Below are 26,960 nucleotides of genomic sequence, written 5' to 3'. Positions count from 1 at the left end.
ATCAGGAGGCGGCATTCACATCCTGCAAGTTGTTCTTTTTACCTTTTACCGATAAAACAAAACAAATAAACAATATCAGGCACGCCAGTGTATACGGATAGTTAACGTCCAGATCGAATAAAAAACCGGCTACGATAGGACCCACAACATTGCCGAGACTGGTAAAGGCAGAGTTTAAGCCGGCAACATAGCCCTGCTGATCTTTTGCCACCATTGACATTTGCGTACTGATGGCCGGCCGTAAAATATCGATTGCCAGAAATACAATGAAGGTAACGGCAAAAATCAACCAGAATGTGTGAACAAAAAGCGTCAGTAGAATAAACAAACTAGCAAAGATCAGGCAGAGCGATATGACACGCTGCTCCCCGAAGCGCTTCATGATCCAGCTGAAAGCCGTAGCCTGAACTACAGCGCCGGCTATCGATCCGAACGTTATGATAAAGGCGATATCTTTAGGCCCAAACCCAAATTTGTGATCCACAAACAGTCCAAAGACCGTTTCAAAATTAGCAAGCCCAAACGACATGACAAAAACGATGATCAAGCTTAAAAAATACGGCTCTCTATAAGCGTATCTCAATTGCGAGAGAAGACCGCCCCATTCTTTTGCGCCAGACGGAGTATCAACTATATTTTCTTTTGAAGGGAGCGACTCCCGTAGAATAAACAATGTAATACATGCAGCGAAAATCCCCGCAACCCCCGCGGCGTAAAAAGGCACGCGGATGCCGAATTCGGCAATATAACCGCCAATGCCGGGTCCGATAATAAAGCCTGTTGTAATGGCTGCGTTAATGTAGCCCATCCCCGCCGCCCTTTCTTCCTTTGTCGTGATATCTGCCGCGTAAGCCATAACGGCCGGCATAATCATCGCAGCACTAATGCCGCCGAGCAGCCTGGAAACAAATAGTAGAACAGATGAACTTGCTATCCCGAACAACACTTCAGAGAAGGCGAACACGGTCAAGCCGATGACAATCATCCTTTTTCTACCGAAGGAATCGGCCAATCGGCCGGCCAACGGCGAACAAAGAAGCTGCGTCAGTGAAAAAGCCGCAACCAACAGGCCGACAATCCCCCCGGTGATGCCCAAACTTTCCATGAACTTAGGCATAATGGGGATAACAAGGCCGATCCCCGAGAAGACCAGAAATAGATTGAACATGAGGATCGGTAAGGCTCCCCGATTTTTTGATAATAATTTCATTCTTAATTCCTCCATACTTCTTTAAAAAAATACTGAATATTTATTCAGGATGAGGGCAAAAAAAGGCTAGCGGGTTGGCTTGGTAATGCCATGCAAAAACACATCCATAGCCAATCGATATGCCTCCAGCGCTTCTTCTCTTTCCATTCTCCGGCTATGTTGATTCAATCCAAGCATCAGGCTGTCCAAAATAATGGCGAGTCCGGTAACATTGGTGGTTTCGAATTCATGCTTATCGATACCCCTCTGCAGCAGCTGCCGATTAAAGTCAAGATAGCCTTTGACCATTTCATGAATTCGCTCCTCTACATCTGGAGCTTTCTCGGAGTTGTTGAAAAATTCATCAGCGGCCTTAGTTAGCGGATGATTTAGTTGATCAAGCGCCAAATGCTCGGCCATGCCATATAATTTATCGATCGTGGTGGGATACAGCGTTTCTTTGTCCAGCCATGTCTTATCCCATTCCGTGTTCCACTCTTCAATTAAATATAAAAAAAGCCCTTCCTTGTTCTTGAAATGATAATAAATGTTCCCGGCGCTGCACCCGGTTGCTTTCACGATATCTTCTATGGATGTTGCTTTATAGCCTTTTTGGGCAAATAAAGCTCTTGCGGCATCGGCGATCTTCTTCTTCGTTTGCTCGGTTTGCTGTTTCTTTTTATTCACATCTACTTCACCACTTTTCTGGATGACAGATTCTTTAAAGAGGACGCCAGTATAACACTGAACGTTTATTCAGTATTATAGGCGATGAACGAAGTCTTTTGCAAACCTTATCTCATCAATCCCCAAAATACGGATTTCCATAAACGTAAGGACTTGTAGGCACTTTTTGGGTGTCTATCGATTTGGCATCGATAGCCAATACGCTTTTGCCGTCAAAATTACGTTTTTCAATGGTGCCGAGAGCGACCACATACATATCGTTTTGCCATTGTTCGGGGGTATCGGTTTCTACAAGGATAGCAAGCGGTACGGAGTCTGCGACACAGCACCGCATCGCGAATCTTCCCACGGCAAATTGGTTTTTATTCATACTGTCGAGACGGTAAACATAACCGCTAATCTGCACCTTTTTACCGATAAATTGCTCTTGATACAAGTCCATCGACGTCAGCGATTCAATATAAATATCATCGTTAATCGTAATGAGAGGCTGATTGTACATATCCGCAGCCTGTTTGGCATAGGGCCTTGTGTATTCATTGAACGGAAAAGACGGTCCCGAATCCAATTGTAACTTATGATTGGGAATTAAGTTTGGAGCTGCATCACCGGAATTGCTATGAAGCAATATGCCTGAAGGGGTTAAATTCAACCCTTTTTTGGCCGCCATCTGACTTCCTAATACCGCATCGGGAATGAAAAAGGCAAGAACAAGCGGAACGGTCAAAGCCGCATACATGATAATAACGCTTGGTTTCCATTGATCGTGACTATGTGATGAACAAGTACAAATGATCGCACCAGTTTTCTTTTTGGACAAGACATCCCGAACCGCCAAATAAAGCTGGTGCATGGCCAGTACATACAAACCAAAGGCAAGACCTTTTACCCAAAGCTCCATTCTTGGAGCCACATAATAGCTCAACGCATCCGACCGGCTAATCCGGACAATAAAAAAAACAAATGCGATCAAGACCGCAGCTCGAATCGTTCGATGCGCAAACGCGGAACTTATTTTCATGATTACCCCGCCTCCATGTTATAAGTGCATATACAGTTGATCGAAGGCGACAGACCCCAACAGAACAACGACCGCTGAAATGATCAGAACCGCAGCGACGGTTTTGAAGCGAAAGACTTTTAGCAGCATCAAAGTGCTTTTGATATCAAGCATGGCGCCAAATACGAGAAAAGCAAGCACTGAACCTAAACTAAAATCGGGAATGAACGTAGCTCCGACAAAAGAATCCGCTGTGGAGCAAATGGAAAGGACATAGGAAAGCCCCATCATAAACAAATGCGGGGTCCAGTCCCCATCACTTAACGCAAGAAGCCACTTCTTGCTTACAACGGTTTGCAGCAAAGCTGTGACGGTAGCGCCCAAAACTAAATATTTGCCTACATCAAACATTTCAATGGCAGCATGCTCCAACGTTTCGTGCAATTTCGTTTTCCATGCTGCGTTTGGCGCTTTGTCGGAATGCGGGTGCTTGATGTTTTTTTGGCCTGCAGCGGCCTGTTCATTAGCGTTGTTCACTGTATTACGGAGCGCAGAAGCATGTACTCCCCGAGAAGCCCATAGCCCAATGAAGGCCGACGCGGCAAACGCCAGCACCATGCGGGAGATAGCCATCTCTGGCTGGGCCTGAAAGGCCACGAACGTGGAAGTAAATACGACCGGATTGATGACCGGCCCTGCCATCATAAACACAATGCCGATATAAGGCGGCATGCCTTTGCGAATCAACCGGTGCACAACAGGGATGATCCCGCATTCACAAAGCGGAAAAATGATACCCAGCAAACATCCGAAAAGGATGCCGGGAATCGTTTTTTTCGGTATCCATCGCTGCAGCAGTTGATCACTTACCAGCGTTTGGAGCAAAGCGGAAATCACGACACCAAGTAAAATAAAGGGAAACGATTCGAGTAAAATGCCAATCACCATTGTGCGAAAATCACTTAGAAAACTCATCGGGCCACCTCATCAATAATAAATCATCACAAAAAACAACAAATTTTAAATTTGGATCATTTGTTTACCGTGTTTTTCCCTTTATTTAATTTAACTTCTGATTGTTATATCTACATCAACGCATTATTAAGAAAATACGAAGCCGTTTTTTATTTGATTTTCAAAAGCCCTCTTTTCCTTTACAAAAACATCACCTCTATTTAATCTCACAAAAACAAAATACAAATAAAATGCAATAAAACAATTATAAAAACAACTAATTAATATGTTTTTATATTGTTTTGTAGTTAAAGGAGGGAATGCCTATCTAAGTCATCCGTACGAGCACACATGAAGCTATTTACATCAATCCATCATTCAAGCTTGTAAAAAGGAGGACTTCACTTGTTGAAAACCAAGAAATTTGTATCCGCATTCCTGGCTTGCACCATAGCAACTTCTGTTGTTAGTTCAGCAGGAGCAGGCTCTATCCCGGCAGCGATCGCAGCAGCTACAGTCGACACGCCGGTCGTTTCCGTACCCGCAGGACGCTATGAGCAATCTGTTACCGTTGCGCTTAGCTCCACCACATCAGGTGCCGACCTCTATTACACGTTGGACGGGACCATGCCTGACGAAACAAGCCTTAAGTTTAACGGAACGCCGATTGTCCTCACGGAGTCGACGAATATCTCAGTGATCGCCTTGAAAGACGGCGTCTGGAGCAAACCCGCTACATACGGCTACATCATCAAAACAACCGAAAAACCGCTGCTGAAATTCGCCGCGATGTCGGATATCCATGTCGGTCCCGGCACGGAGGCTGAGAATGCCAAGACACGCGCAAGGTATGCCAGCAATTTCGATGTTCTTTCTTCCATCTTTCCCAATCCGGATGCCATAGTTATCGCGGGCGACATCATCAATGACAACGGTGATGGCAAAGGGCCGGATCATCAATTTGCACGCGATGTTCTGCAAGAACAATTGGCACGCAAAAATTGGTCCGGCATGCCCGTTCAGATTGCGATCGGCAACCATGACGCAAGCGTAGCCGAAGTGAAAAACTATTACCCGGCGGAATGGTTTACTGATCAACCGAATGGCTATTACGAGAAAACAATCGGCGGCTATTCGTTTTTCTTTTTGAACGGGAACAATTATAACGGCGACACAGGACAAAGAAACTGGCTGAAGGGTCGGCTCGCAGCAATAACAGCCGATCCGGCGAATCTGAATAAGCCTATCTTCATTACTTTGCATCATCCTGTGTCCGGCACCGCCATGGACGGCCAGCAAGGAAGCAATCAGAACCTGTATACGGATTTGAAGGATTATCCGCAAGTCATAGTTTTATCCGGCCATTCGCATTTGACTATTAACGATGATCGTTCGATCTATCAGAAAGATTTTACCGCTATCAATCTTGGATCCATGTCATACATCGAGGTAGATCATGGCTATTCCGCTGTCACGGAAGAAGGATTGATGGATGGGCGATTCGAATTCCCTGTCAACCAATCCCAACTCATTGAGGTATACAAGGACCGCGTAGAGATTGAACGCGTGGAGTATAACGGAGATCCAGGCTCTATCTATCTGGGTGGCAAATGGCAAGGCAATAATTCCCCAACTCCTTATAACAGTGCCGGCGCATTAGCGGGAAAAAAATGGGTAGTGAAATTAATAGGCAATACGAAGGATGAAATAAAAAGCAATTTCACATATACCTCAAGCAACCGCAACAAAACGGCACCGCAATTCCCGGCGAACCCCGACCTTAAAGTGTTGCCGGGTTCGAATAACGTGCCGATGCTCTCATTCAAGCAAGCCAAGGACGATCAATCCATGCATCATTATGAAATCAAAGTGTATAACCAGCGTACGGCAGAAGTCGCAAAGTCGTACAATGTTTTATCGGACTTTTACTTCTCTCCGATTCCGAACAAAATGAATATCCCGATAGCGGGTCTGAGCCCGGCTACGTCCTACGTCCTTACCATAGCGGCAGTGGATGCTTACGGCAACAAAAGCGCGCCTTTGCAGACCTACTTACGAACGGAAGGCACGGCACCGGAATTGACGCCGATCGATCCTGGTACGATGTGGAAGCAGCTTGTGTCCGACATGAAATTTGACGGCAATTTGAATGATGATGCTGCCGGTGCAACAGGTCTGGCCGCCTCTGCCGGTAATGTCACTTATGTGGCAGGCAGATCCGGACAAGCGGCCAGCATTGCGGCCGGCAATGCCAATTATATCGATCTTGGAGACAGATCCGACTTGAAGTTCGGTAATGGCGATTTCACCGTATCGTTCTGGCACACCGGCAATTTGGCAGGCGATCAAACGGTAATCTCTAACAAAAACTGGAATTCCGGTAAGAATGCCGGATGGTATATTGGGCCTGCGACTACGAACAACATGACGCTTAACATGGCAGACGGCACCAATCGTATCGATTATTCGGCTCAAAGTGTAGGGACAGAATGGCACCACTTCACCATATCCGTAGACAGGACGAACAAGACGGCCACCACTTACGTCGACGGTGTCATGAAGGCGACCAAGGATATCACCGCACTGGGTACATCCAGTATGGATACTCCTTATCACGTCATCATCGGTGCAGACGGTAATAAAGGAAACGGCGGAGCAACCGTTACGCTGGACGACTTAAAGATATGGAAGCGCGCCCTATCCGCCACGGAAGCCAAAGCGTTATCCGATTCGTACCGGTCGACAACTTTGTACAACTTTAATCAATTGACAGCTAAAATTCAGGAAGCTGAACAATTCATTGCGTATGTCAAAGGAACTACAGGAATATCACTTCCCGTACAGGCACAAAATGAACTGGAGGCTCGACTTGCTACCGCTAAGGCTATTACTTCTGGCGACAGCGCAGCTGCGATCGATCAAGCCTATCTCGATTTGATGTGGGCTTTGCAAACTGCCCGGAATGGCATCATCTATACATTCGTTCCAAAAACGGCTTTCTCTATCCATTCTTTTAGCTCTTATGCAGACAATGAGAACGCTATAGCCAGCAACATCTTGGACGGTCAAGAAACAACCATCTGGCATTCTAAATGGGAAGCGCCCGCTGCACCATTCCCGCACTGGGTCATTATCGATATGGAGAGCACGTATAAACTGAATGGTATTCAGAGAAAGAGCCGACCTAACCAAAGTGCGATGGAAATTCCGAAAACATTCGAATTGTACGCGTCCGATAACCCGGCCGACTTAAACGATCCTGTTTTCTTGAGCAATGCAGCCAACAAAGCCTCTGGCACGTTTGGAAAAACTTGGACAGGCAACGTATATACAGACTTTGTCTCTTTGGATAAGGCTGTGCAGGGCCGCTACGTAAAATTCGTAGTTACAGGAACCTACAATACGGATCCATCCAAAACATTTACAAGCATGAGCGAGATCGATTTTACCGGTGATAAGGTTGCAAGCGGGAACGCGAACCTGACGGATCTGAAAATTAACGGTGTCTCGGTAGACAGCTTCACACCGAATACATTGGAGTATTCGCTGAACGTTCCGAGTAGCGTGACGAATGCAAAAGTTACTTATACGACTTCAGAACCTCAGGCAACGGTAGTTGTCAATGGCGGCTCCAACCTTCAGGTTGGCAATAATGTCGTGACAGTGACCATAACAGCACCGAACGGAAACGTCAGATCGTATGTCATCAATCTGAACCGTGCCGACATACCGCCTGCCTCTTTGAGTGATTTGCGCGTTAACGGGGTGACGTTGAGCGGTTTCGCATGGGATAAGTTTGACTACTCATTATCGGTACCGTATGAGACCACGGTGACAAGCATAACTTATTCAACAGCAAGTCCTGCTTCAACCGTGGCGGTTACTGGCGGAGATCAATTAATTGTCGGTAAAAATACGGTTACGGTTATGGTAACAGCGCAAGACGGGACTAAGAGCATTTATAGCATCGTGATTATCAGACAGCCTCAGGGGCTATCGTCCGACAGTTCCTTGCTCGATCTGCGCGTAAACGGAAAGACGTTGGATGGATTCGCTTCAGACAAGCTCAATTATTCATTGTCGGTACCGTATGAGACTACGGTGACAAGCATAACTTACGCAACCGCAAATCCAGCTGCAACCGTTGTGATTGCCGGTGGCGATAAATTAATTGTCGGAGTAAATACGGTTACGGTTACGATAACTGCTCAAGACGGAACCAAGAGTATTTATAGCATCGCGATAACCAGACAACCTCAAGCGTTATCGACCAACGCTAACCTGCTTGATTTGCGTGTCAATAATATCACATTGAACGGATTCGCACCGGACAAGCTGAGTTATACGGTTGATGTATCCTATGGCACAACGGTAGCGGCGGTGACTTATTCCGCCGAGCATGCCACATCCCAAGTCGTTGTTACTGGCGGCAGCAGCCTGCTCGTCGGCTCGAATCGTATCTCTGTCCTTGTCACGGCGCAGAACGGAACGACTAAAGAATATGTGATACTAGTTCATCGATTGCCAGATTCGTCGGGGTCATCAGAATCGTCACCTTCATCTCCAACGGCAGTAGTACCGCCAATGAAGCCGGAGCTGCCGGGTAACTCGGCTGTGGTCAAGGACGAAGACCTGCAAAAAAACTCTGCATCTGTATCCGTCGCACTGACGGAAGGACAACATCGCATTATCATTCCAATCGCGCAGGTAGACCAGCTTAAAGGGCGTCCATTACATGTCCAGGCACACGGTGTAAAACTGATCGTTCCTGCCGATCTGTTGAAATCCGCAACCAGCTTGCTGCCATCGGTTGATGACTCCGCTGTGATTACGGTGAAAATCGAACCGGTCTCAGCAGAACAAGCGAACCGGACATTAAAAGAAGCGAGCAGCAAGGATAACGGTCTTTATACGCTAGGCGGAAAGGTATTCGACCTCGCGATCTTCGTGACCGATGCAGCCGGGAAGCAGTATGAAATGACTGAGTTGAAAAAGCCTGTAACACTTACATTCCCGATTCCAGTTGGAATGAATCCGAAGCTGGCCGGTATTTATAAGATTCTGGATGACGGAAGTCTTACGTACTTGGGCGGAACGCTTACAAACGGCAATACCGCAATCGAAGTCGGGATTGACCGTCTCGGCCATTACGCAGTCCTTTCATTGGAAAAAAATTATAGTGATGTCACAAGCATGCATTGGGCATACTCGACGATTCAAGAGCTGTCCGCCCGGCATATCGTGAACGGAGTGACGAACTCGAGCTTTGCACCAACCCAAGATGTTACCCGTGCTGAGTTTGCATCGCTTCTCGTACGGACACTTCATCTCAAGTCTTCCGAGACGGCTCCGTTCGGTGACGTGGCTGGAAACGCATGGTATGCCAAGGAAGTATCCGCCGCTTATAAAGCAGGCATTGTCACAGGTGATTCCCGGCAAATGTTCGATCCGAATCGAAGCATTACCAGAGAAGAGATGGCCATTATGCTTGTCCGCGCTTATGAATATCGAGCGGGTGTAAAATTAGAAAAAGCTTCAACGGAAATCTCTGATGCTTCAATGGTCAGCGATTGGGCTTTGCCTTATGTTCATAGTGCAATCAAAGCGAAGCTGTTGACGGGACGCCAAGAAGGGCTGTTCGTACCGGCTGAACACACGACACGAGCAGAAGCGGCTCAAGCGGTTTACAACTTATTAAAATAAAAAGAAACACCCCCTCAAAGTGGCGCCTTGGCTTCAAAGCGGATTCAGGTACTTTGCGGGGGGCCCCGAAATTAAAACTTCTATAAAGTTGATCGCCAACCAGCTGAATGAGAGGCTGGCTGGCGATCAATTCCATCTACTTTTATTAATTGTTCGTTACCGCATAGGTAAACCACTCCTTCGATTACTATGCACATGAAATAGCCTAGACAAGTAGTGTGCGAAGAATATCGAAGAATTCGTTTAACACACGTAACCCCTCCATCCTATACTTGGTTGTTTTTACCAAAGAAGGCATAGAGGTCTGCCAACAAGGCAAGCTATTACCGTGTTTATCTCTTCGCCTTATAAAACTCATGATACAGCTTCATGAGAGCTCTTTTCTCAATCCTTGACACATAACTTCGCGATATGCCTAACTCCTTCGCAATTTCCCGCTGAGTCCGCTCTTCTCCACCATGCTCTAGTCCGAACCGCCCTACAACGACTTCCTTTTCCCGCTCGTCGAGAATATCCAGATTTTTGTAAATCTTGCTCTTCTCGATCTTAAGCTGCACCTTATCCACCACCTCGTCGGAGTCCGTGCCGAGGATATCGATCAAAGTAATTTCATTTCCCTCCTTGTCCGTACCGATTGGGTCGTGCAGCGATACGTCCTTGCGCGTCTTTTTCAGCGAGCGAAGGTGCATCAGAATTTCATTCTCGATACACCGCGCCGCAAAGGTCGCCAGCTTGGTCCCTTTGTCGGGGGAAAACGATTCAATCGCTTTGATCAAACCGATCGTACCGATGGAGATCAAATCCTCCAGATCCTCCCCCGTGTTGTCGAATTTCTTGACGATGTGCGCGACAAGCCGAAGGTTATGCTCGATGAGCACATTGCGCGAGTGTTGATTGCCTTGAGCCATCAGCTTCAAATGTTTGTCTTCTTCATCCTCCGCCAAGGGCTGGGGAAACGCGTTGTTTTTCACGTAGGAAACGAGTAAAGTAAGCTGTTTAATAAATAAAGCTACGGCACTGAATAATCCGGGCATTCCAGCCACCCCCTAAGGTGTTTGCCGATCAACGGTCTCGGAAATCTCCGCGCAAAGATTAGTATTAGTGTATGTGGGCGAAAGCCCGGAAGTGCCTGTACACAAAAGTTTACATCCATCGAAGAAAAGAGACATTTCCCCGCGATGGGAAAATGTCTCTATGTGATGATCTGAATTATCGTCACAAGATCTTCACATTCACTCAACCTACCTTTAGCTTTTTATTGGTATCCTAAATATTGGAAATTAATAAAAATAGGATGGAGTGAAGTGGATGAGAAAAACAAAGTCCATAGTCGTTGCCGTTCTTGCCTTCGCCCTTGCCCTTCCGGCCGCAGTCCCGACATCATTATACGGAAGCTATGCCTATGCAGCCGGCGAACCCCGGGCCAACGTGCTTGCCGCAGCGGAGACCGATGCCGTAAGCAGCGGCAGCGATGCAGCCGATGACCCATCGATTTGGGTACACCCCTCCGACCCGTCGAAGAGCGAGATTATCGCAACGAATAAAGACGGCGGAATTCTGGTCTATGACCTAAACGGCAAACAAAAATATTCTTATCCGCTGGGCAAAATGAACAACATCGACGTACGCTACGGTGTGCCTCTGGCCGGGAAAAAGGTAGACATTGCAGCAGCGACGAACCGTACGACGAATACTATCGATATTTTTGCCATTGACTCCTCTAGCGGAGCGCTCAAGCAGATTAACGGTACGCCGATCGTATCCAAGATGAGCGAAGTTTACGGCTTTAGCCTGTATCACAGTCTGAAAACGGGAAAATTCTATGCGCTTGTTCTCGGTAAAGCAGGCGAATTTGAGCAGTACGAATTGTATGATAATGGCCAAGGCGCCCTAAACGGCAAGAAGGTAAGAGCCTTTCAACTCGCATCCCAATCGGAGGGAATGGTGGCGGACGACGAATACGGCCGATTGTACATCGCGGAAGAAGAGGTGGGCATTTGGAAATATAGCGCTGAACCGGACGGCGGTGAGTCCCGTAAGCTGGTCGCAGCGGTTGACAATAAGCGGCTGACGGCCGACGTTGAAGGACTAACCTTGTATTACGGCAAGGATGGAGATGGATACCTCATCGCCTCAAGTCAGGGCAGCAGCAGCTACGCCGTGTTCGATCGCAAAGACGGGGACTATAAGGGAAGCTTCGTCATTGCAGACGGTCCTAAGATCGACGGTACAAGCGAAACCGACGGCATTGATGTTTTGAGTTTCGGACTCGGCAGCACTTACCCTAGAGGGATTTTTATTGCTCAGGACGATCAGAATCTGCAGGACGGAGCGGTGATCAATCAAAATTTCAAGATTGTGAAATGGGATGCTATCTCCAAAGCGTTCAAGAAAACATTCGGAGACGATCTTGATATCGAGAACGATGTGGATCCAAGGAAACTGAAAGACCGACAGGACGATTAAAGAAAGCCCGGAGCGGATGAAATAAATGCACGAATTACTTTCGCCATTTCGATAAATGTTTAATCCACTTTTTTAAAAAATACTCTTAATGATAAATACAAAGTCGAACTTAGAAGAGTTAACCCAATAACATTCCAAACTAGTTCCATAGAAACACCATCCAATCTTGTTACATGAATCTATAATACTACTATTGGAATTATTTGTCGAATCAAATAGGCATTTTAGACCATCTTAAGCTCTAGGCAAAGAATGAGCGTTCATCTTGTAAGTACGTTTAACGTACTGTATAATAATAGTAATGTAAGTAGATGTATTTACATTTCTCATCAAGCGTATACTAAAAAAGGGAATGCAGATGCTGGTAACATCTACACTCCCATACACAATAGCCGCTTTTAAGGGCGGTGGCTTTCAAAGGTGTAGCGTTAGAAAATAGGTCGCATCCCTCTGCTAACAGGGCGGCCTATTTCTTTTTGTTAAGGTAAGTAAGCAAAGCTAAAATGAACATTCCAAACAGGAACATTAACTGTAGCGCTTGAAATACCTCCACAGGCATCACCTCCCTTCCGAGAGGCTAGCCGACCGCCCATAAAGCCATTCTATTGTGATTGGATTATTATACCATATTATGCTAGTGTTTGAGTAGAATGTGCTACCGAAACATTAAAACCTGAGGCACACGTTTTCTTGATACAATCGTTGATATCGCTACTTCATTGATCACAGTATTTCTCCATACATCTCTAGAACAACATCTCGGAAATCGTTGTAATGGAGGATTGGTGTTCGAACATTAAAGAAAGCGCCATGCCGTCAAATAGGAACCCGCTTGCTTGAAATAATCGTAGATATGGCAGCTTTGTTGATCAGAGTATCGTTACCATTCACCTCTAGAACAATCGTATATTGATCATAAAACTTGACTACCCCTCTCATCTGAAATCCATTTTTGGTGATTAAGGTAACGGGTATCCTCTCCTCGGTTAAAGTATTCAGGAAATGGCTCTGTACAACTTCATTTGATTTCGTTTTGTTCATTGGATTATCCCTCTCTGTGTTTTAGGATTCCATATTATTTTAACATAGTTGGTTACATTTACCAGACCATAATACAAATTTAACGATTTATGCTCACTGAGCACATTGCGCGAGAAAAAAGACATTCCCCCATCGAAGAGAGAATGCCTCCATGTTGATGCGCCAAGTGAACCTTCGTTGATGACAAAACAGGTCGGATGCCGGTATTCGCATGTTCTTTGGTCGCAAGTCACGTCAAAGTCAGCACCTGCTCCCGGCCCTTACTTGTTCACATTTTTGTTGTATAAATTGCCGCCTCCGATTCGGACGTCGTCGTGCGCTTTCGTGCCCGTAGCGGCACTCGTGGCATTGACAACGTATCCTGGCGCATTATCGAGATTCACCTTATTGTTATAAAACGTATTGTTCTTTCCGGTCGGGTACTTGGAGCCGTGTGTGCGTACCTGAAACGCGTCCGCCACCTTCGCATTCCCGTTCCGATAGCCCTCGTTGTATCGGATCACCGAATTGACGCCCTTCACGTCAATGAAGCTATCGGCGCTGTTGTCTCCCGTCATGCCGGTTCCGTTGAAATGGCAGTACTCGACCACGGTGCCGTCGGCGCCCTCTTTGATATCGATGTGCTCTGCCGTAATCCCGCCGTCGAAGACGGTGTGCCGGATCGTATTGCCGATCACGGTATGCTCGTATGGCGAGCTCTCGTCCGAGCCGACATAAGCTCCTTCCCCATACCCCGGCTGGTAGTTGCCCGTATCGTAAATTTTGGAGTATTCCAGCGTATTGTACGAGCTGCCGTCCCGAAAATGGACGCCTTCGTCGCCGATCCGATGCACTTCAACGTTGTTCAGCAGGTTATTGTTGCCGTTATCGACCACGATCCCTTTTTGGGCGTTCGTAATGATCAGATCGCGAATTTCCCAGTAATCCCCCGTCAAATGAATGCCATAGGAACCGTCGTTTACCGCTTTTCCTGTTAAAATTGCCCGTTTTCCGGGATCGCAGCTTTTCAGCACAATGTGAGCGGCAGCCGTCCCGTTTTTCGGCGAAAAGAACAGTCCCGGCCCATAAGGATCATCCGGTGTTCTGGGCGTATCCCCGGACGTCGACACGTCGCCAAGACAAGTTCCCGGAGCAATGCTGATGGTATCGCCGGGCTTCGCGTTTTTCATCGCGTATTGAATCGCCGGCGTCGAGTTCAACGCGCCTGAGCACCCGGCTCCGACCGCATCCGTCGTCGCGCTGACCGGATTGCTTGCGCCGGAAGCGTTGCCCGCCGCATCCTTCGCTTTGACCGTGAAGGTGTATGTCGTATTCGGACTTAATCCGCCAACGGTCGCGGTTGTTCCCGTCACCGCAGCAGCCAACGCCGATCCGTTATACACCTCGTAGGACGCGACCCCCGTATTGTCGGTAGAGGCATTCCATGCGAGCGATACGCTGGAGGAGGTTTTGCCCGTAACCGACAGCCCGGCCGGAACCGAAGGCGGCTGCGTATCGCCGCCGCTTCCCCCTGCATGCACGACAAGAATGGGGCGTATGGCCGCATTAGCATGTTCTTTGGTCGCGTAATCGGCGCCCAAATCCTCGTCCAAGCCGACAAGCCGGAAGCTGACGGTTCCGTCGGTCTGGCTTTTCACAAAAGCGGTCGCATCAAAGCTGACGTATGCGCCTTTTTGGTTGACGGTTGCCGTGCCTACGGAGGTTCCTGCTTCCGTGGGCTGGTTCGCGGCGTTCATCGTCGCTTCGCTCCACGCGTCGTTTTGCAGCCCCCTGGCTTCCAACTTGTAGGACGTCGTGTTGCTGTGAATATTCGTGACATACAGCTTCAGGATCGCCGAGCTGATGTTTCCGCCGATCGAAGACAGATTGAATTTTACATAGCCCTTGCGGTCGTAGGAGGCATTGGAGGCTCTGAGCTTGACGCTCATGGTGTCCGAGGAACCGTAGTTGTCGTTGGCATACGTCCCGCCTCGAACGAAGCTGTCTTCGGCTGCCGTCAGCGTAACCGGTACAGGGTTCTGCGTGCCTCCGCTGGTCGTTACCTTAACGGCGTTGCTTGCTGCGGAGACGTTGCCGGCGGCATCCTTCGCCTTAACCGTAAACGTGTACGTCGTATTCGGGCTCAGCCCGCTGACCGTTGCGCCGGTGCCGGTTACGATTGCGGCCAGCGCTGCGCCGTTGTAGACGTCATAGCCCGTGACGCCGACGTTGTCCGTGGAAGCATTCCAAGAAAGCGCCGCCGAGGAGGACGTGACGCCGTTTGCCGTCAAATTGGCCGGTGCCGTCGGCGCTTGCGTATCGCCGGGATTGCTGCCTTTGCAGTTCAATACGGCCGTTCCGCCACCCAATAAAGTGCTTCCCGAAAACGTCAAACAGTCGTAGACGCCTTTGTTCGGAGCGAGCGCGTAGTCCACTTTCTCGTTATCGGTCCAAGTGCCGATCAGCGTCCCGGCTGGCTTCTCCAGATGCGCCCACTTGCTTCCGTCCCAGCCGATTTGATAGATGCGGTGAGGATCGTTATAAGGCGTATACGTTGTGTAGCTTCCGCCGTCCGTTTCCTGTTTGCTCATCGTGTTGTTGAAAAACACATTCTGCTCGCCGGTCGAGCCCGACCATTTGGACGCGTGAGGCCCTGCACCGTACCAGATGGGGTACCAAGTTCCGCCTTCCGGCTCCGAGCCGCCTTCTCCCTCGCCCCAGCTGCGATGGCGGAAAGGAACGGTAATGACGTTGTTCTCGATGAGATTGCGGCGCTCCCAGCCGCCGTGCAGATTCATATCCACCGTCATCGTATTGCCCGAGACGACGTTGCCCGTGGCCGACCATTGCAGCGTCAAATGGCGGACGCGGTCGATCGTATTGTTCATAATTTTGCTGTCGTACAATTTGGAGCCGCGGAAGTAGCCGTGGCCGCCTTTGCCTTTGTTCCACGAACCGAAAATGACATTGTCCCGAAACTCCATATATCTGGCGAATTCGGTGACAATCGGGTGCGAGCCCGTCATGTAGGTACGGATGCCCTTCACCCAGCCGTTTTGCGCCCATTTGAACACAATCGCATGGATCGCATATTCCGGGGCCTCGTTCGTATATTTCAGGCCGACGCCGTTCGGATTGGTGACCGGATCGTAATCGTTTACATTTTTATTGCTGTACTGCGTGTAGGAGATGTCTTGGGTGAAATAAAAATTTTCAAAACCGACGCCTTCCACGAGCTTGATCGGCATCACCTTGCTATAGTAGGTCGTTCCCAGAATCGCCCCGCCGTTGCTGTACGGAATATCGAACTCCAGCGGCTTGTCGATCGTCAGCGTATCCCCGCTCAGACTTGTCACTTTGAACATTTGGCTGCGCATGTGCTGATTGATCCAGTAATTTTGCGGCGCGCCCATCATTTGATAAAAGTCCGCCGTATTGGCCGCTCCGACGTAGATCGTATCCCCGGCCTTGAATTTTTTGCCGCCTCCGCTGGCCAGCTTGATTTGATTGCCGCCCTTCGTTCCGCCGCCGGCATTAGCTACTTTGACGCCGGATTTCCAGTGAAAGTTGATGCTGCCTTCATAGTCGGGCTCGCCCGGATCTTTATCCCGGTCCTCCACGCGAAAAGCGCCGTACCCCGGCCACAGCTTGCCGTCGATGACGGGCAGGCCGTTGTCCGAGGCATACGTGCTGGCAGGCCTGAACACAATCTTCGTTCCCGTGGCCGGATCGGTGCCTGCGCCTCGGAAGGTCACCCAGCTGGCATCCGTCCGGATGAATTTGCTCAGATTGATTTCCCCGGCGGGAAATTGCAGAATCGCCCGGTTCGTCTCGCTAACCTTGGCGCCGTTGACGGTTAACGAACCGCTGCGGATCGCGTCGATGACCGCCTGCAGCGCATCGGAATCGTCCTTGCCGTCATTGGCCTTTACGCCTTTGGCGGCCAGATCGATGACCGTCCCTCCGGTCGGCAGCGGCGCCCCGCCCTTATAGCCCGCATGGGACCAATCCGGTAGCGACGGGTGCACCCCGGCGGCCTCCGCTTGCGAAGCCGAAAAAAAGCCCCAGGAAGTCATGGCAAGCGCCGCGCTCAGCATCAGGGTCAAACCTTTTTTTGCTGCCAATATAAACAGTCCTCCTTCTGGTAAATAGGTTTTGCTGCCTCTGTTGGACGAAAAATCAGTTACATATCGTACCGGCTCATGAATAGTATGAAATCCCCCCTTTTATCGGCGAGTGAGAAACCATTTTCTGGGTTGCATGATAAAATATTACGTTAATTAAGTTGTAATCCCATTCATCCAAATATGGAAGCGACAAATTCTAGGCAGAGTGTTGTTTTCTTTAGGTCACCCTCATTGAGGAAGTATATTCTTTATTTGTAATATTTTATTAAATATTGTAAAATAAATCATGTAATCGTTTTCTATGAATCTATTACTACAAGAAGAGGTGTAACAGTACATGCCCAAGAAACCATGGTTGATGTCAGCGGTTCTCGGTACTTTTGTCATCGGATCGTTTGGCTCATTCTCTCCTCTCTATTCCATCTCGCATGCGGAGGAATCGCAGATTGCGAGCTTGGAAGATTACGAGAATCTCCAAATGCAAAGCGACCAAGAAGTCGGGCAGGATGAGCAGCAGTTGTCCGTCAGCTCCGCAACTTATAATCCTTCCAAGTTTTTAACCTTGTTTGACCGAAAGAACATCGTGCAAAATTTTCGTTCTATGGATAAAGTTTTCCCAAGCCGAACGATCCAGAATGATAAACAAAATGTGTACCGGTTCAAAAAAGATATCCGCAAACTGCCAAATTTCACTTACACGTATAATGGAGAGTCCCGACAATTTAAAGATTTGCTTGCACGCACCGTAACAACAGGTCTTCTTATCATAAAAGACGATAAAATATTGGTGGAAAATTATTACCTGGGCAATACCCAGAAATCGTTGAATACGTCCTGGTCCATATCCAAATCGTTCACTTCTGCCCTAATCGGCATTGCCATAGACGAAGGGTATATTCGAAGCGTAAACGATCCGATCACCGATTATTTGCCGGAGCTGAGTCAGTCGGGGTATAACGGCGTCTCGATTCAACATATCCTCAACATGGCATCCGGTGTAAAATATCCCGCTTTTGAAGAGCCTTACAGAACCGTGTGGTACAAAGAATTATTTGTGAATCGAAAATCTTTCAACAGCAAAATGACAACTCTCCCTTCCGAAACCCCACCCGGGACATTTACCTATAAAGGATCGGACACCCAGGTTCTGGGCATGCTCATTCACAGAGTAACCGGAAAGCAGCCTGCGCAATATTTGGAAGAAAAAATATGGAAGCCTCTGGGCATGGAAAGCCGCGCCTATTGGAACACGGATTTGCACGGCGATGACATGACATTCGCCTTCCTCAATGCAACTCTGCGCGACTACGCCAAATTCGGCCGCTTGTACTTGAATAACGGCCTCTGGAACGGCAAGCGGATCATATCCGATAACTGGGTCAAAGAAACCTATGTCGGCAGTCCGGGAATGCCATACTATAAAAATCAGTGGTGGCTGCCCGGTGACAGCCAAGAAATTCTTGCAAGCGGTATTTATGGCCAATCCATTTATGTGAACCAAAAGGAAAACATCGTTATCGTCAAGACCAGCGTCAACACACAAGAGAGTGAAATGCTCGAAGAAGTAGTTGCCTTCCGGGAAGCTATTGCCGCATTAAAGCAGACAAAATGAACATCCTCCTAATCGCTGCTGGATGATCGAAACAAATATGAAGGGGCCGCCTCCCAGTCTTTTTATAAAGACCTGATAATGGGCAGGCCCTTTTCGGCTTTCTTCAAAAAGAAGTACAGTCGAAGTCCGCGTGGAATATAGTTATAGCAGGCTGTTTTCATCCATCTTCGAATCAATCTCCGAGGTGAATTAACGTGAGCCGAACGACGGATATCATTCGTTTGGCGGAGCATTATGGCGCTCCCTGGAAGTGATTGTTTGCGAAGGCAATTCTCACGGCCGGACCCTGCGGTCACTTCTTTCTCCACAACGCCGGAATACAAGAAGGGCTTCGGCCGGACCGTTTACCCCGGGCTTTAAGATTGTTCCTTACGGCGATTTGCAGCCGCTCGAAAACGCTATCACACCGAATACGGCCGCTTTTCTCGTCGAGCCGATCCAGGGCGAAGCAGGCATTAACCTGCCGCGGGAAGGTTATTTGCGCCAAGCTTGGCAGCTGTGCAAGGAGCGGAACGTGCTGTTTATCGCCGACGAGATTCAGACCGGCTTCGGGCGGACCGGCCAGCGGTTCGCCTGCGACTGGGAACAGGTCGTGCCCGACATGTATGTACTGGGCAAAGCGCTCAGGGCGGCGTGCTGCCCGTATCCGCCGTAGCGGCCGACCGGGAAGTGCTTGAGCTGTTCTTCCTCCGCCGATCATTGCCAAGGAAGAGCTCGATATGGCGCTGGAGCGGCTCGAAGAAGTATTGCTGCCGCAGCATGAGAGCGCATAGAGCCTTAAACTAAGCACAGAAGAAGGAGCTGGACTTCATGACCCGCGCAAACTCAATCACTCTCCTCGGCGTTCCTTTTGACTTGGGGGCCGGACGCCGGGGGGCCTGCGGCGGACCGGAGGCTATTATGCAAGCCGGTCTGCCGGAAAAATTACGCCGGCTCGGCGTCCAATGGAACGATGCCGGACTGTTGACTTGGCCGGAGCCGCAGCTCGATCAGGATGCGCTTTCTCTTACGGCCCTGAAGCATCTGCACGACGTGCTGGCCGTGAACGAAGCGCTGGCCGCCGGCGTCTCCCGTATCGTGCAGCAGAGAAGCTTCCCGCTCGTTCTCGGGGGCGATCACAGCATCGCGATCGGTACGCTGGCAGGGCTGGCCTCCCACTATAGCCGGCTCGGCGTGATCTGGATCGATGCCCATTCCGATTTGAACACGCCCGATACGACGCCTTCGGGCAACATCCACGGCATGTCGCTCGCCGCAAGTCTTGGGCAAGGCGACGAACGGCTGACCCGGATCGGGGACATTAGTCCAAAGATCAGGCCGGAGCATACGGTCCTTCTTGGGGTAAGAGATCTCGATCCGGGCGAGAAAGCCTCCATCAAAGCGCAGGGCATCACCTGCTTCACGATGCACGACATCGACCGGCGCGGAATGAGCAGCGTGATGGAAGAAGCCGTTCAGGTGGCCGGCAAAGGCACGGATGGCGTACATCTGAGCTTCGATATCGACAGCCTCGACCCGGTCGAAGCCCCCGGCACGGGAACGCCGGTGAAAGGCGGGCTCAGCTACCGGGAAGCGCACCTGGCCCTTGAACTGCTGCACGAATCGGGAATCGTGACGTCCGCCGAGCTGGTCGAGGTCAATCCGTCGCTCGATACGGGGCAGAAGACGGCTCAGCTCGCCATCGAATTGATCGGCTCCCTGCTCGGGGAGCAAATTTTGTGATCGGCTGCCGTACCTCCGATCCCTGCAAAAGCCAAGTGCTTCTGCCGCAGCGTGTACAGCTGCCTGCAGAAGCACTCTTTGTTTAAATATGGGCTCCAGCATTGTGACCCGGATCGGCATTCATCCGCGCGACGAGAAGCTCGATGTCATTCCGTATCGCCACGCTCGCTCACCCCGCTTATCGCTCATGAATCGGACGAACCGTCCTTCGGTTCAGTGCCCCGGCCGCACCCTGCCATCAATCGCCGGGCGTTTCGCCTTCCGTCCGTTCCGCCTCTTCCTCCAACAGCTTTCTGCGCAGCACCTTGCCGACCATCGTTTTGGGAAGATGGTCGCGAAATTCGTAAATATGGGGCACCTTGTAAGCGGCCAGCCACTCCCGGCACCACCGGTTGAGTTCTTCGGCTCCCGCCTCGCTGCCTTGCTTCATAACCAGATACGCCTTCACCGTCTCCCCCCGGTACGGATCGCACACGCCGGCCACCACGGCTTCCGCCACATCCGGGTGCTCGTACAGCACCTCCTCGATCTCGCGCGGATAAATATTGAAGCCTCCGGCGATGATCAAGTCCTTTTTACGGTCCAAAATATAAAAAAAGCCGTCCTCATCCACCCTTCCCATATCGCCGGTGTACAGCCATCCGTCCTTCAGCACCGCTGCGGTATCCTCCGGCCGGTTCCAATAACCTTTCATCACTTGGGGGCCGCGGACGGCAAGCTCGCCGACCTCTCCGACCGGCAGCTCCTCCAGCGTCTGCGGGTCGACAATCCGCGCGTCCGTATCGGGGAACGGAATACCGATGGAGCCGATTTTCCGCCGCTCCCAGATGTTGTTCCCGTGCGTGACGGGCGACGCTTCCGTTAAGCCGTAGCCCTCGACGAGGCGGCCTCCCGAGATGGCCTCGAACTGCTCCTGCACCTCAAGCGGCAGCGGAGCTGCCCCGCTGATGCACAGCTTCAGCGAAGATAGGTTGAACCGCGGCTTGCTGGCTTGCTGAAGAAGCGCAATATACATCGTCGGCGCGCCGGGGAACACGGTCGGCTTCGTCCGGCGGATGGTTTCAAGCAGCAGACCGGTCTCGAACCGCGGCAGGAGGGCCAGCGTTCCGCCCAAATAAACGGACTGATTCAGCAGCACCGTAAGCCCGAACACATGAAAAAAAGGCAGCGCCGACAAATACGTCTCCTGTCCGGGCTTCAAACGGTAGGACCACAGCCGGCTTTGAATCGAATTGGCAATCAGGTTATAATGCGTCAGCATCACCCCTTTGGCCCGCCCGGTCGTGCCTCCCGTATATTGGATCAAAGCCAGATCGCGCTCCGCATCCACCTCCGCTTGCCGAAACTCCGGGGAACCCCGCTCCATAAATTGCCGGAACGGATAGACACCGTTACCGTATACGACTTTCCGGTCCAGCCCCTGCTTCTTCGCGAACAACGGGTAGAGCCATTTTTGCGGGACAGGCATGTAATCCTTAATCGACGTGACGATGACATGCCTCAGCTCGGCGGACTCGGCAATTTCCGATACCCGACGGTACAGCAGATCCAGCGTGACGATCGTCCGGGCTCCCGCATCTTTGAGCTGGTACTCCAGCTCGCGCGGGGTGTACATCGGGTTGGTCATCACGACGATGCCGCCCATGAGCAGCGTGCCGAAATACGCAATGACCGTTTGCGGGCAGTTCGGCAGCATGAGCGCCACCCGGTCACCTTGGCGCACGCCGTGCCGGACGAGCGCGTCTGCAAAACGGCTCGCTTGCTCCAGAAGCGTGCGGTAAGTCATCGTTTTGCCCATAAAATCCAAGGCGGCGCGCTGCGGATATGTACGGGCGGACTCCGTCAAAAAACAAGCCAGCGAATGTCGCGGGTAATCGAACGTCGGCGGCACCTCGGCAGGATAGTGACGCAGCCAAGGCTTGTCGGGCATTAAAACCACCTCCATGCAAGGTTGCCTTGGTCTGGGGCCGACGCCGACGTTTTCGCCGGTCATGCATGACGCCTCGGCGGCGGCCGATTGGGGAAACGGTTAACCGCCTGACGGACGAATCGCAGAACCGTCGCTTTGCCCGCTTGCAGCACACGATCGGCCAGGTTGTCCGACAACGTCTCCATTTCCCCTGTACTTGGTAATTTATGCGCTGCACGCTGCGTCTATGCCATAGATGAGCCTCTGATAAGGAGGCAAGCGATTGAATAATGGGGACTGGTTCTGGTAGATTCTTCTGGGGAAGGAGAGGAAAACGGAAGCGCACCCGATTCGGGTACAAATGACGCTCTTGCCCGAAAAGGTGCGCTTCTCTGTGATTAGACCGACTATGCGGCGATTTAAGCTCCCGCTTCGGCCGATGGGATCAGCCTCTCAAGCTCTTCAAGCCGGATCTGCCGGATCGAGCCGACAATCCAGTCGGCTTTTGATAAATCCTGATTCCCGGAATTTGCATTTTGAAACCCGATGCACGTCATGCCGGCAGCTTTGGCCGCAGCCACGCCATGACGGGCATCTTCCAGAACGATGCATTGGTCGGGCGAGGCTCCGAGCATTTCAGCGGTTTTCAAATAAATATCCGGTGCCGGTTTGCCATGGTCCACCTCTTCGCCGCTGATCACAAAATCGAAATACGAAAGCAGACCGAATTTAGTCAGCACTGCCTCAATGAACACCCGTGGCGAGGAAGAAGCCAGACCGATCCGCTTGCTGCCATGCAGCGAATGGAGCAGCTCCGCGATCCCCTCGATCGGCCGCTCGTCCGAAGCCTCCAAGTACGACAGCTTCCGCTTCAGCTGCAATTCGATGATGTCCTCGACGGATGGCCCCAAGCCGTACTTGAGCCGGATTCGGGTCCACATCTCGGGGTTGGTCATCCCGACATACGCTTCCAGCTCCTCCTTCGTAATCGGGACGCCAAGCCCTTCCATCACCTCCATATCCACCTTGAAGTGAAGCGGCTCGCTGTCAATGATGACGCCGTCCATATCGAATATAAAGGCCGTAAACATATCGTTTTCCCTCTCTCCCTTCCTGATCTGGCATAGCGTGAAATCTAGCTTCGACAAAGTTCGTCTGAACTGATTTTATCACGCTCCCTTCGGAGCTCCAAGCGTATGCCATACTAGGATCGGGAGGCCAATGCCGATGCTGGGAGAAAGCGCGGATCAACGAGGGTGCCAAACTGCTCACACCGGTCGGCGTGTTTGAGATTCAAAGCGTAGAGGGCCGTTGCGAAAGAGGAGCGTTTGACCGAGGAAGATGCCGGACAGCCGCAGCCGTATCAGGCCAAAGCGTCTGCCACCTGTTTGCCGATTGCCCGGCAGGCGGCTTTATCCGAATCCGACGGATTTAACTCCACCTTCAACCCTTCTGCGACAACGTCCGCTCCGAGCTCCTCCAGCTTCTCCTTGAGAAGGTCGACCGCCTTTCCGAACTGCGCGTACGAGGAATCGGCCGAACCGAAAACAGCCGCCTTTTTCCCGCTCAGCTCCAGACCGTCCATCTCTTCGTAGAAATCCAGAAATTCGTCGGGCAGCTCGCCGTCGCCCCAAGTATAGGCTCCAAGAATAATGCCGTCGTACTCTCCCAGCTCGTGACCGCTTGCATCCATCACGTTTTTGACGACCGGCTCGATCCCCGCTTCGCGGACCCCTTCTGCGACCTCGTCGGCCATCTCCTCCGTATTGCCCGTCATGCTGGCAAACACAATAATCAATTTCATTTCCAAGCTCCTCCGTTTTCCGTAATGTTCCATGTACTTCCTCAACCATATTAAGTGATAATGATTATCATTGTCAATTATGTTTTTTCGAGAAAAGCTGCCCATTTTCGGTCCGGGAAAAAGTACAAGGCCGGAATCCCTTTACCTTCAAGGAATCCCGACCTTTGCAGTCGCCGTGAAGCACGGACTGCTAGACATGTTCTTGCAACCCGGCAGCAAACGTGCGTCCCTCCGGCTTGTAGAATGAAATCGTACGACGCAGCCCCGTCCGGTCCGCATCGCCTTCGGCAGGCACCTCGCGCAATACGCCGCCGCTGAACCGGCCGGTGACCGCGAGCACTAGCGCGTCGAGCATATCGTCGCGGACCAGCGTCTTGCGCATATACCTCGTGAGCAGCTCGGCGACGATAGCATCGGCGTGCGCGCAGACCCGCCTTAAATGCGCGAGCCGCTCGGCGAAGCCTTCCGGCGTTTTCTTGCCGTGGCGCATCGGCCCGCCGAAAAGCTGCGCAAAGCACAGCTCCGGATGCGACTCGCGGAAGCGCCTGCGCGCCTCCATATCCTGCTGGAGCAGCTCGTCCAGCCGGCGAATTTTCGGTACGAGGCCCCAGGACTGGCGCGACAAGCCGCGGCCGCTGACCTCCCGCTGCAGGGCATTCGCCTCGGCGTAGCCGGACGCTCCCAGCACCTCGCGTACCGGCGCGGCGAAGATCGAGGAAGCCCGCCCCGGCTTCAGCAGCTCCCGCGCCAGCGCGTCGCAAGCCCGCGGCTCCCGGCCGTCGGCCAAGCCGATCGGCATGTCGATCAGCAGCAGCTTAGCCCCCCGGTGGGCTTCCCACAGGCGATGGGGGTGTTCATATACGTCTGCCGCCCAGCTCTGTCCGTCCTCCGACAGCGCCACTGCGAGCCAGCCGCCCGGACAGCCGTCGACGCCCACATAGCCCCGGCGGCTCATCCGCGCAGCAGTTCCGCAAGCGAATGCACGGTTTCCGCGGTATATGCGGGCCGCGCCAGCCTGAGTTCTTCGGCGGTGCCGTAGCCGTAAGCGACGGCCGCCGAATCCATTCCGTGAGCCCTGGCTCCCTCGATATCGTACTTCCGGTCGCCGATCATCAAGCAGGCGGAAACGGACGGGAAGCCCGCCAGCTCCAGCGCATAGGCGATGACGTCCGCTTTGTCCGAGCGCGTCCCGTCAAGCTCGCTGCCCGCCAGATAGGCGAAATGACGGTCCAGCCCGAAATGCCCCAAAATTTGCTTTGCAAACACGATCGGCTTCGATGTCGCGACGATCAGCTTGCGGCCCTCTGCCCCGAGCTCCGCCAAAAGCTTCGGGATGCCGGGGTACACTTCGTTTTGAAACATGCCCCGTTCCGTGAAATATTCCCGGTACCAGCCAATGGCTTCCCGGGCCTGCTCCGGGGTAAACCCATACCACTCGCGCAGCGACACCTGCAGCGGAGGACCGATAAACGGCGTCAGCTTGTCCAAATCCGGCTCTTCGATTCCCATACGCCCCAAAGCATATTGAACCGACCGGGTAATGCCTTCCTTCGGATTGGTCAAGGTCCCGTCCAGGTCGAACAACATATGTGTATAGCGGGCCATCCCCATAATCGCTCCTTCTCCTCTCGCGCAGCAGCCAGGCTGCTTTCTGTTCCAGCTCCATTATACCGTGTTTCCGGGATCGCGGCCTTTTTTCGTTATAGTTGCCCAGGGACACGTGTACATACCTTGGGACGGCGGATGACATACCCTATAGAGATGCAAGCAGGTCGACAGAAACTTACATCGGAAATACGGGAGAGGATCGAAGTGGCAAGAGGACTATTCGATGTCGTGGTGAATCCGGGGCACAGCGAGGATACGATGACGCTGGTCGCGGATTGTGCGAACGGCTACGAACACGAGCTGCATAAGCTTCGGGACGGAACGATGGTCGTTTTGAAAAACGGCGGCAGTCCGGTAAAACAAATCCGCATCGTGCGGGGACACGACGACGAATGCCCGTTTCATTACATCGAAATGGGACCGGCTACGGCCAAAGCTGCTTACCTGCGGGGAGGAGCCCGCTGCCTGTTGGAATATAACGAGCTTGAACATACCGTTACCCTGACCAAAATTACCGTGAACAAAGAGCAGGTCATCCTGCTTACCGAAAAGGGCCGAACGAAATCGAGAGTAAGAATCGGGTATTCGTTACTGAACAAGCTTGGCATGGCCGGCGCACGAAGGAGTCGGACCGTGCGGGCCAGACACGGGAGTGCTTCCGTCAAGCTCCGCCTCTCGGTGCCCGCAAATGAGCTGAGCAAAGAGTTCGTGCTGTCGGCAGGCGCTGCGGCCAAGCTCCGTCTGGACAAAGGGCAGCTGTGCCTGCTTGCTTATGATCAAGCGGCCCGGACGCTATCGTTCTCGCCGCTATCGGACATACCGGAATCCGTCGACCCTCCGAATGTTTCTACTCCGACCGGTTCTACACCGGACGATTCGGCTCAGCTTATCAGATCGCCATACCTGCCGAGACCCGCACAACGAACCGTCACCAAAACCATGCCCGCCAGCCGGAGAGCCAAATCGCGGACCCGCAAAACCGCCCCTTCCCGCCTGTTCGCTCCGCATCCGCCGAAAGCTCCGAAGCCGGAATCCCCTTCCAAAACCGGGGCATCCGTCGTATGGTTCGGCCCGAAGCTTCATAGAGGACGCCGATAAATCACTTCATCCGCCGCATACACGGACGGCGTCCACCGCATTTACCTGAAGCAGATGAACC

The 26,960-nt window shown here is 51.5% G+C and carries 19 protein-coding genes; 6 read left to right on the top strand and 13 right to left on the bottom strand.

Going from position 1 to position 26,960, the window contains the following annotated elements; translation table 11 throughout:
- Position 1: 1 nt before the first annotated feature.
- From QJ48_RS04880 to QJ48_RS04865, 4 genes are all read right to left on the bottom strand, one after another.
- Complete coding sequence (locus QJ48_RS04880) at positions 2-1,210, bottom strand: MFS transporter (protein WP_054972525.1); 1,209 nt, start codon at positions 1,208-1,210, stop codon at positions 2-4.
- Between the two features lie 66 nt (positions 1,211-1,276).
- On the bottom strand, positions 1,277-1,876 hold the full coding sequence (locus QJ48_RS04875) for a TetR/AcrR family transcriptional regulator (RefSeq protein WP_054972524.1): 600 nt from the start codon (positions 1,874-1,876) through the stop codon (positions 1,277-1,279).
- A 115-nt stretch (positions 1,877-1,991) separates the two neighbouring features.
- A complete protein-coding gene (locus QJ48_RS04870; protein ID WP_054972523.1) occupies positions 1,992-2,897 on the bottom strand; it encodes a TIGR03943 family putative permease subunit in 906 nt (301 codons plus the stop codon).
- An 18-nt stretch (positions 2,898-2,915) separates the two neighbouring features.
- Positions 2,916-3,851, bottom strand: a complete 936-nt coding sequence (locus QJ48_RS04865; protein ID WP_063858021.1) for a permease — start codon at positions 3,849-3,851, stop codon at positions 2,916-2,918.
- A gap of 384 nt (positions 3,852-4,235) precedes the next feature.
- Here QJ48_RS04865 and QJ48_RS04860 point away from each other — a divergent pair, with 384 nt between their 5' ends.
- Positions 4,236-9,533, top strand: coding sequence for a cadherin-like beta sandwich domain-containing protein (locus QJ48_RS04860; RefSeq protein WP_082420347.1), 5,298 nt, complete (start codon positions 4,236-4,238; stop codon positions 9,531-9,533).
- A gap of 332 nt (positions 9,534-9,865) precedes the next feature.
- Here QJ48_RS04860 and sigK read toward each other — a convergent pair whose 3' ends face one another.
- Complete coding sequence (gene sigK, locus QJ48_RS04855; RefSeq protein WP_054972520.1) at positions 9,866-10,567, bottom strand: RNA polymerase sporulation sigma factor SigK; 702 nt, start codon at positions 10,565-10,567, stop codon at positions 9,866-9,868.
- Between the two features lie 274 nt (positions 10,568-10,841).
- Between sigK and QJ48_RS04850 the strand changes: the two genes are divergently transcribed.
- Positions 10,842-11,999 (top strand): phytase, encoded by a 1,158-nt coding sequence (locus tag QJ48_RS04850; protein WP_054972519.1) that lies wholly within the window; start codon positions 10,842-10,844, stop codon positions 11,997-11,999.
- Between the two features lie 466 nt (positions 12,000-12,465).
- Here the strand turns inward: QJ48_RS04850 and QJ48_RS39130 are convergent, their stop codons facing one another.
- From QJ48_RS39130 to QJ48_RS38515, 3 genes are all read right to left on the bottom strand, one after another.
- On the bottom strand, positions 12,466-12,558 hold the full coding sequence (locus QJ48_RS39130) for a putative holin-like toxin (RefSeq protein ID WP_272948110.1): 93 nt from the start codon (positions 12,556-12,558) through the stop codon (positions 12,466-12,468).
- Between the two features lie 257 nt (positions 12,559-12,815).
- A complete protein-coding gene (gene hfq, locus QJ48_RS04845; RefSeq protein WP_054972518.1) occupies positions 12,816-13,040 on the bottom strand; it encodes an RNA chaperone Hfq in 225 nt (74 codons plus the stop codon).
- Positions 13,041-13,300: 260 nt separating this feature from the next.
- Positions 13,301-17,143, bottom strand: coding sequence for a DNRLRE domain-containing protein (locus tag QJ48_RS38515; RefSeq protein WP_054972517.1), 3,843 nt, complete (start codon positions 17,141-17,143; stop codon positions 13,301-13,303).
- Positions 17,144-17,624: 481 nt separating this feature from the next.
- On the opposite strand from QJ48_RS38515, the gene QJ48_RS04835 reads away from it, so the two are divergent.
- From QJ48_RS04835 to rocF, 3 genes are all read left to right on the top strand, one after another.
- Entirely contained in the window at positions 17,625-18,758 is a 1,134-nt protein-coding gene (locus QJ48_RS04835; protein WP_237762809.1) for a serine hydrolase, read from the top strand.
- Between the two features lie 250 nt (positions 18,759-19,008).
- The gene (locus QJ48_RS04830; protein ID WP_054972515.1) at positions 19,009-19,413 is read left to right on the top strand and encodes an aminotransferase class III-fold pyridoxal phosphate-dependent enzyme; all 405 of its coding nucleotides are present in this window, start codon (positions 19,009-19,011) and stop codon (positions 19,411-19,413) included.
- 155 nt (positions 19,414-19,568) lie between these two features.
- Complete coding sequence (gene rocF / locus QJ48_RS04825) at positions 19,569-20,480, top strand: arginase (RefSeq protein WP_054972514.1); 912 nt, start codon at positions 19,569-19,571, stop codon at positions 20,478-20,480.
- Between the two features lie 238 nt (positions 20,481-20,718).
- On the opposite strand, the gene QJ48_RS04820 is transcribed toward rocF, so the two are convergent.
- The 5 genes from QJ48_RS04820 to QJ48_RS04800 all read right to left on the bottom strand — a co-directional run bounded on the left by QJ48_RS04820 (position 20,719) and on the right by QJ48_RS04800 (position 25,798).
- On the bottom strand, positions 20,719-22,410 hold the full coding sequence (locus QJ48_RS04820) for a long-chain fatty acid--CoA ligase (protein WP_054972513.1): 1,692 nt from the start codon (positions 22,408-22,410) through the stop codon (positions 20,719-20,721).
- A gap of 398 nt (positions 22,411-22,808) precedes the next feature.
- Entirely contained in the window at positions 22,809-23,480 is a 672-nt protein-coding gene (locus QJ48_RS04815; protein WP_054972512.1) for an HAD family phosphatase, read from the bottom strand.
- Positions 23,481-23,752: 272 nt separating this feature from the next.
- On the bottom strand, positions 23,753-24,193 hold the full coding sequence (locus QJ48_RS04810; RefSeq protein ID WP_054972511.1) for a flavodoxin: 441 nt from the start codon (positions 24,191-24,193) through the stop codon (positions 23,753-23,755).
- Positions 24,194-24,383: 190 nt separating this feature from the next.
- On the bottom strand, positions 24,384-25,148 hold the full coding sequence (locus QJ48_RS04805) for a DUF429 domain-containing protein (protein ID WP_054972510.1): 765 nt from the start codon (positions 25,146-25,148) through the stop codon (positions 24,384-24,386).
- On the bottom strand, positions 25,145-25,798 hold the full coding sequence (locus tag QJ48_RS04800) for an HAD family hydrolase (protein ID WP_054972532.1): 654 nt from the start codon (positions 25,796-25,798) through the stop codon (positions 25,145-25,147). The genes QJ48_RS04805 and QJ48_RS04800 overlap by 4 nt, the downstream gene beginning before the upstream one ends.
- A gap of 207 nt (positions 25,799-26,005) precedes the next feature.
- Between QJ48_RS04800 and QJ48_RS04795 the strand changes: the two genes are divergently transcribed.
- Positions 26,006-26,899 (top strand): hypothetical protein, encoded by an 894-nt coding sequence (locus tag QJ48_RS04795; RefSeq protein ID WP_054972509.1) that lies wholly within the window; start codon positions 26,006-26,008, stop codon positions 26,897-26,899.
- Positions 26,900-26,960 lie beyond the last annotated feature (61 nt).

The organism is Paenibacillus sp. A3, from assembly GCF_001399685.1.
Lineage (GTDB): Bacteria > Bacillota > Bacilli > Paenibacillales > NBRC-103111 > Paenibacillus_G.
Note: the sequence above shows the minus strand (reverse complement) of the source record. Positions and strands in the feature narration are given on the sequence as shown.

What these genes read in the sequence shown, in the direction of transcription:
- QJ48_RS04880 (WP_054972525.1), bottom strand. Translation starts at nt 1,210, where the DNA reads ATGAAATTATTATCAAAAAATCGGGGAGCCTTACCGATCCTCATGTTC.
- QJ48_RS04870 (WP_054972523.1), bottom strand. Translation starts at nt 2,897, where the DNA reads ATGAAAATAAGTTCCGCGTTTGCGCATCGAACGATTCGAGCTGCGGTC.
- QJ48_RS04865 (WP_063858021.1), bottom strand. Translation starts at nt 3,851, where the DNA reads ATGAGTTTTCTAAGTGATTTTCGCACAATGGTGATTGGCATTTTACTC.
- sigK (WP_054972520.1), bottom strand. Translation starts at nt 10,567, where the DNA reads ATGCCCGGATTATTCAGTGCCGTAGCTTTATTTATTAAACAGCTTACT.
- QJ48_RS04850 (WP_054972519.1), top strand. Translation starts at nt 10,842, where the DNA reads ATGAGAAAAACAAAGTCCATAGTCGTTGCCGTTCTTGCCTTCGCCCTT.
- QJ48_RS39130 (WP_272948110.1), bottom strand. Translation starts at nt 12,558, where the DNA reads ATGCCTGTGGAGGTATTTCAAGCGCTACAGTTAATGTTCCTGTTTGGA.
- hfq (WP_054972518.1), bottom strand. Translation starts at nt 13,040, where the DNA reads ATGAACAAAACGAAATCAAATGAAGTTGTACAGAGCCATTTCCTGAAT.
- QJ48_RS04835 (WP_237762809.1), top strand. Translation starts at nt 17,625, where the DNA reads ATGCAAAGCGACCAAGAAGTCGGGCAGGATGAGCAGCAGTTGTCCGTC.
- rocF (WP_054972514.1), top strand. Translation starts at nt 19,569, where the DNA reads ATGACCCGCGCAAACTCAATCACTCTCCTCGGCGTTCCTTTTGACTTG.
- QJ48_RS04820 (WP_054972513.1), bottom strand. Translation starts at nt 22,410, where the DNA reads ATGCCCGACAAGCCTTGGCTGCGTCACTATCCTGCCGAGGTGCCGCCG.
- QJ48_RS04815 (WP_054972512.1), bottom strand. Translation starts at nt 23,480, where the DNA reads ATGTTTACGGCCTTTATATTCGATATGGACGGCGTCATCATTGACAGC.
- QJ48_RS04810 (WP_054972511.1), bottom strand. Translation starts at nt 24,193, where the DNA reads ATGAAATTGATTATTGTGTTTGCCAGCATGACGGGCAATACGGAGGAG.
- QJ48_RS04805 (WP_054972510.1), bottom strand. Translation starts at nt 25,148, where the DNA reads ATGAGCCGCCGGGGCTATGTGGGCGTCGACGGCTGTCCGGGCGGCTGG.
- QJ48_RS04800 (WP_054972532.1), bottom strand. Translation starts at nt 25,798, where the DNA reads ATGGCCCGCTATACACATATGTTGTTCGACCTGGACGGGACCTTGACC.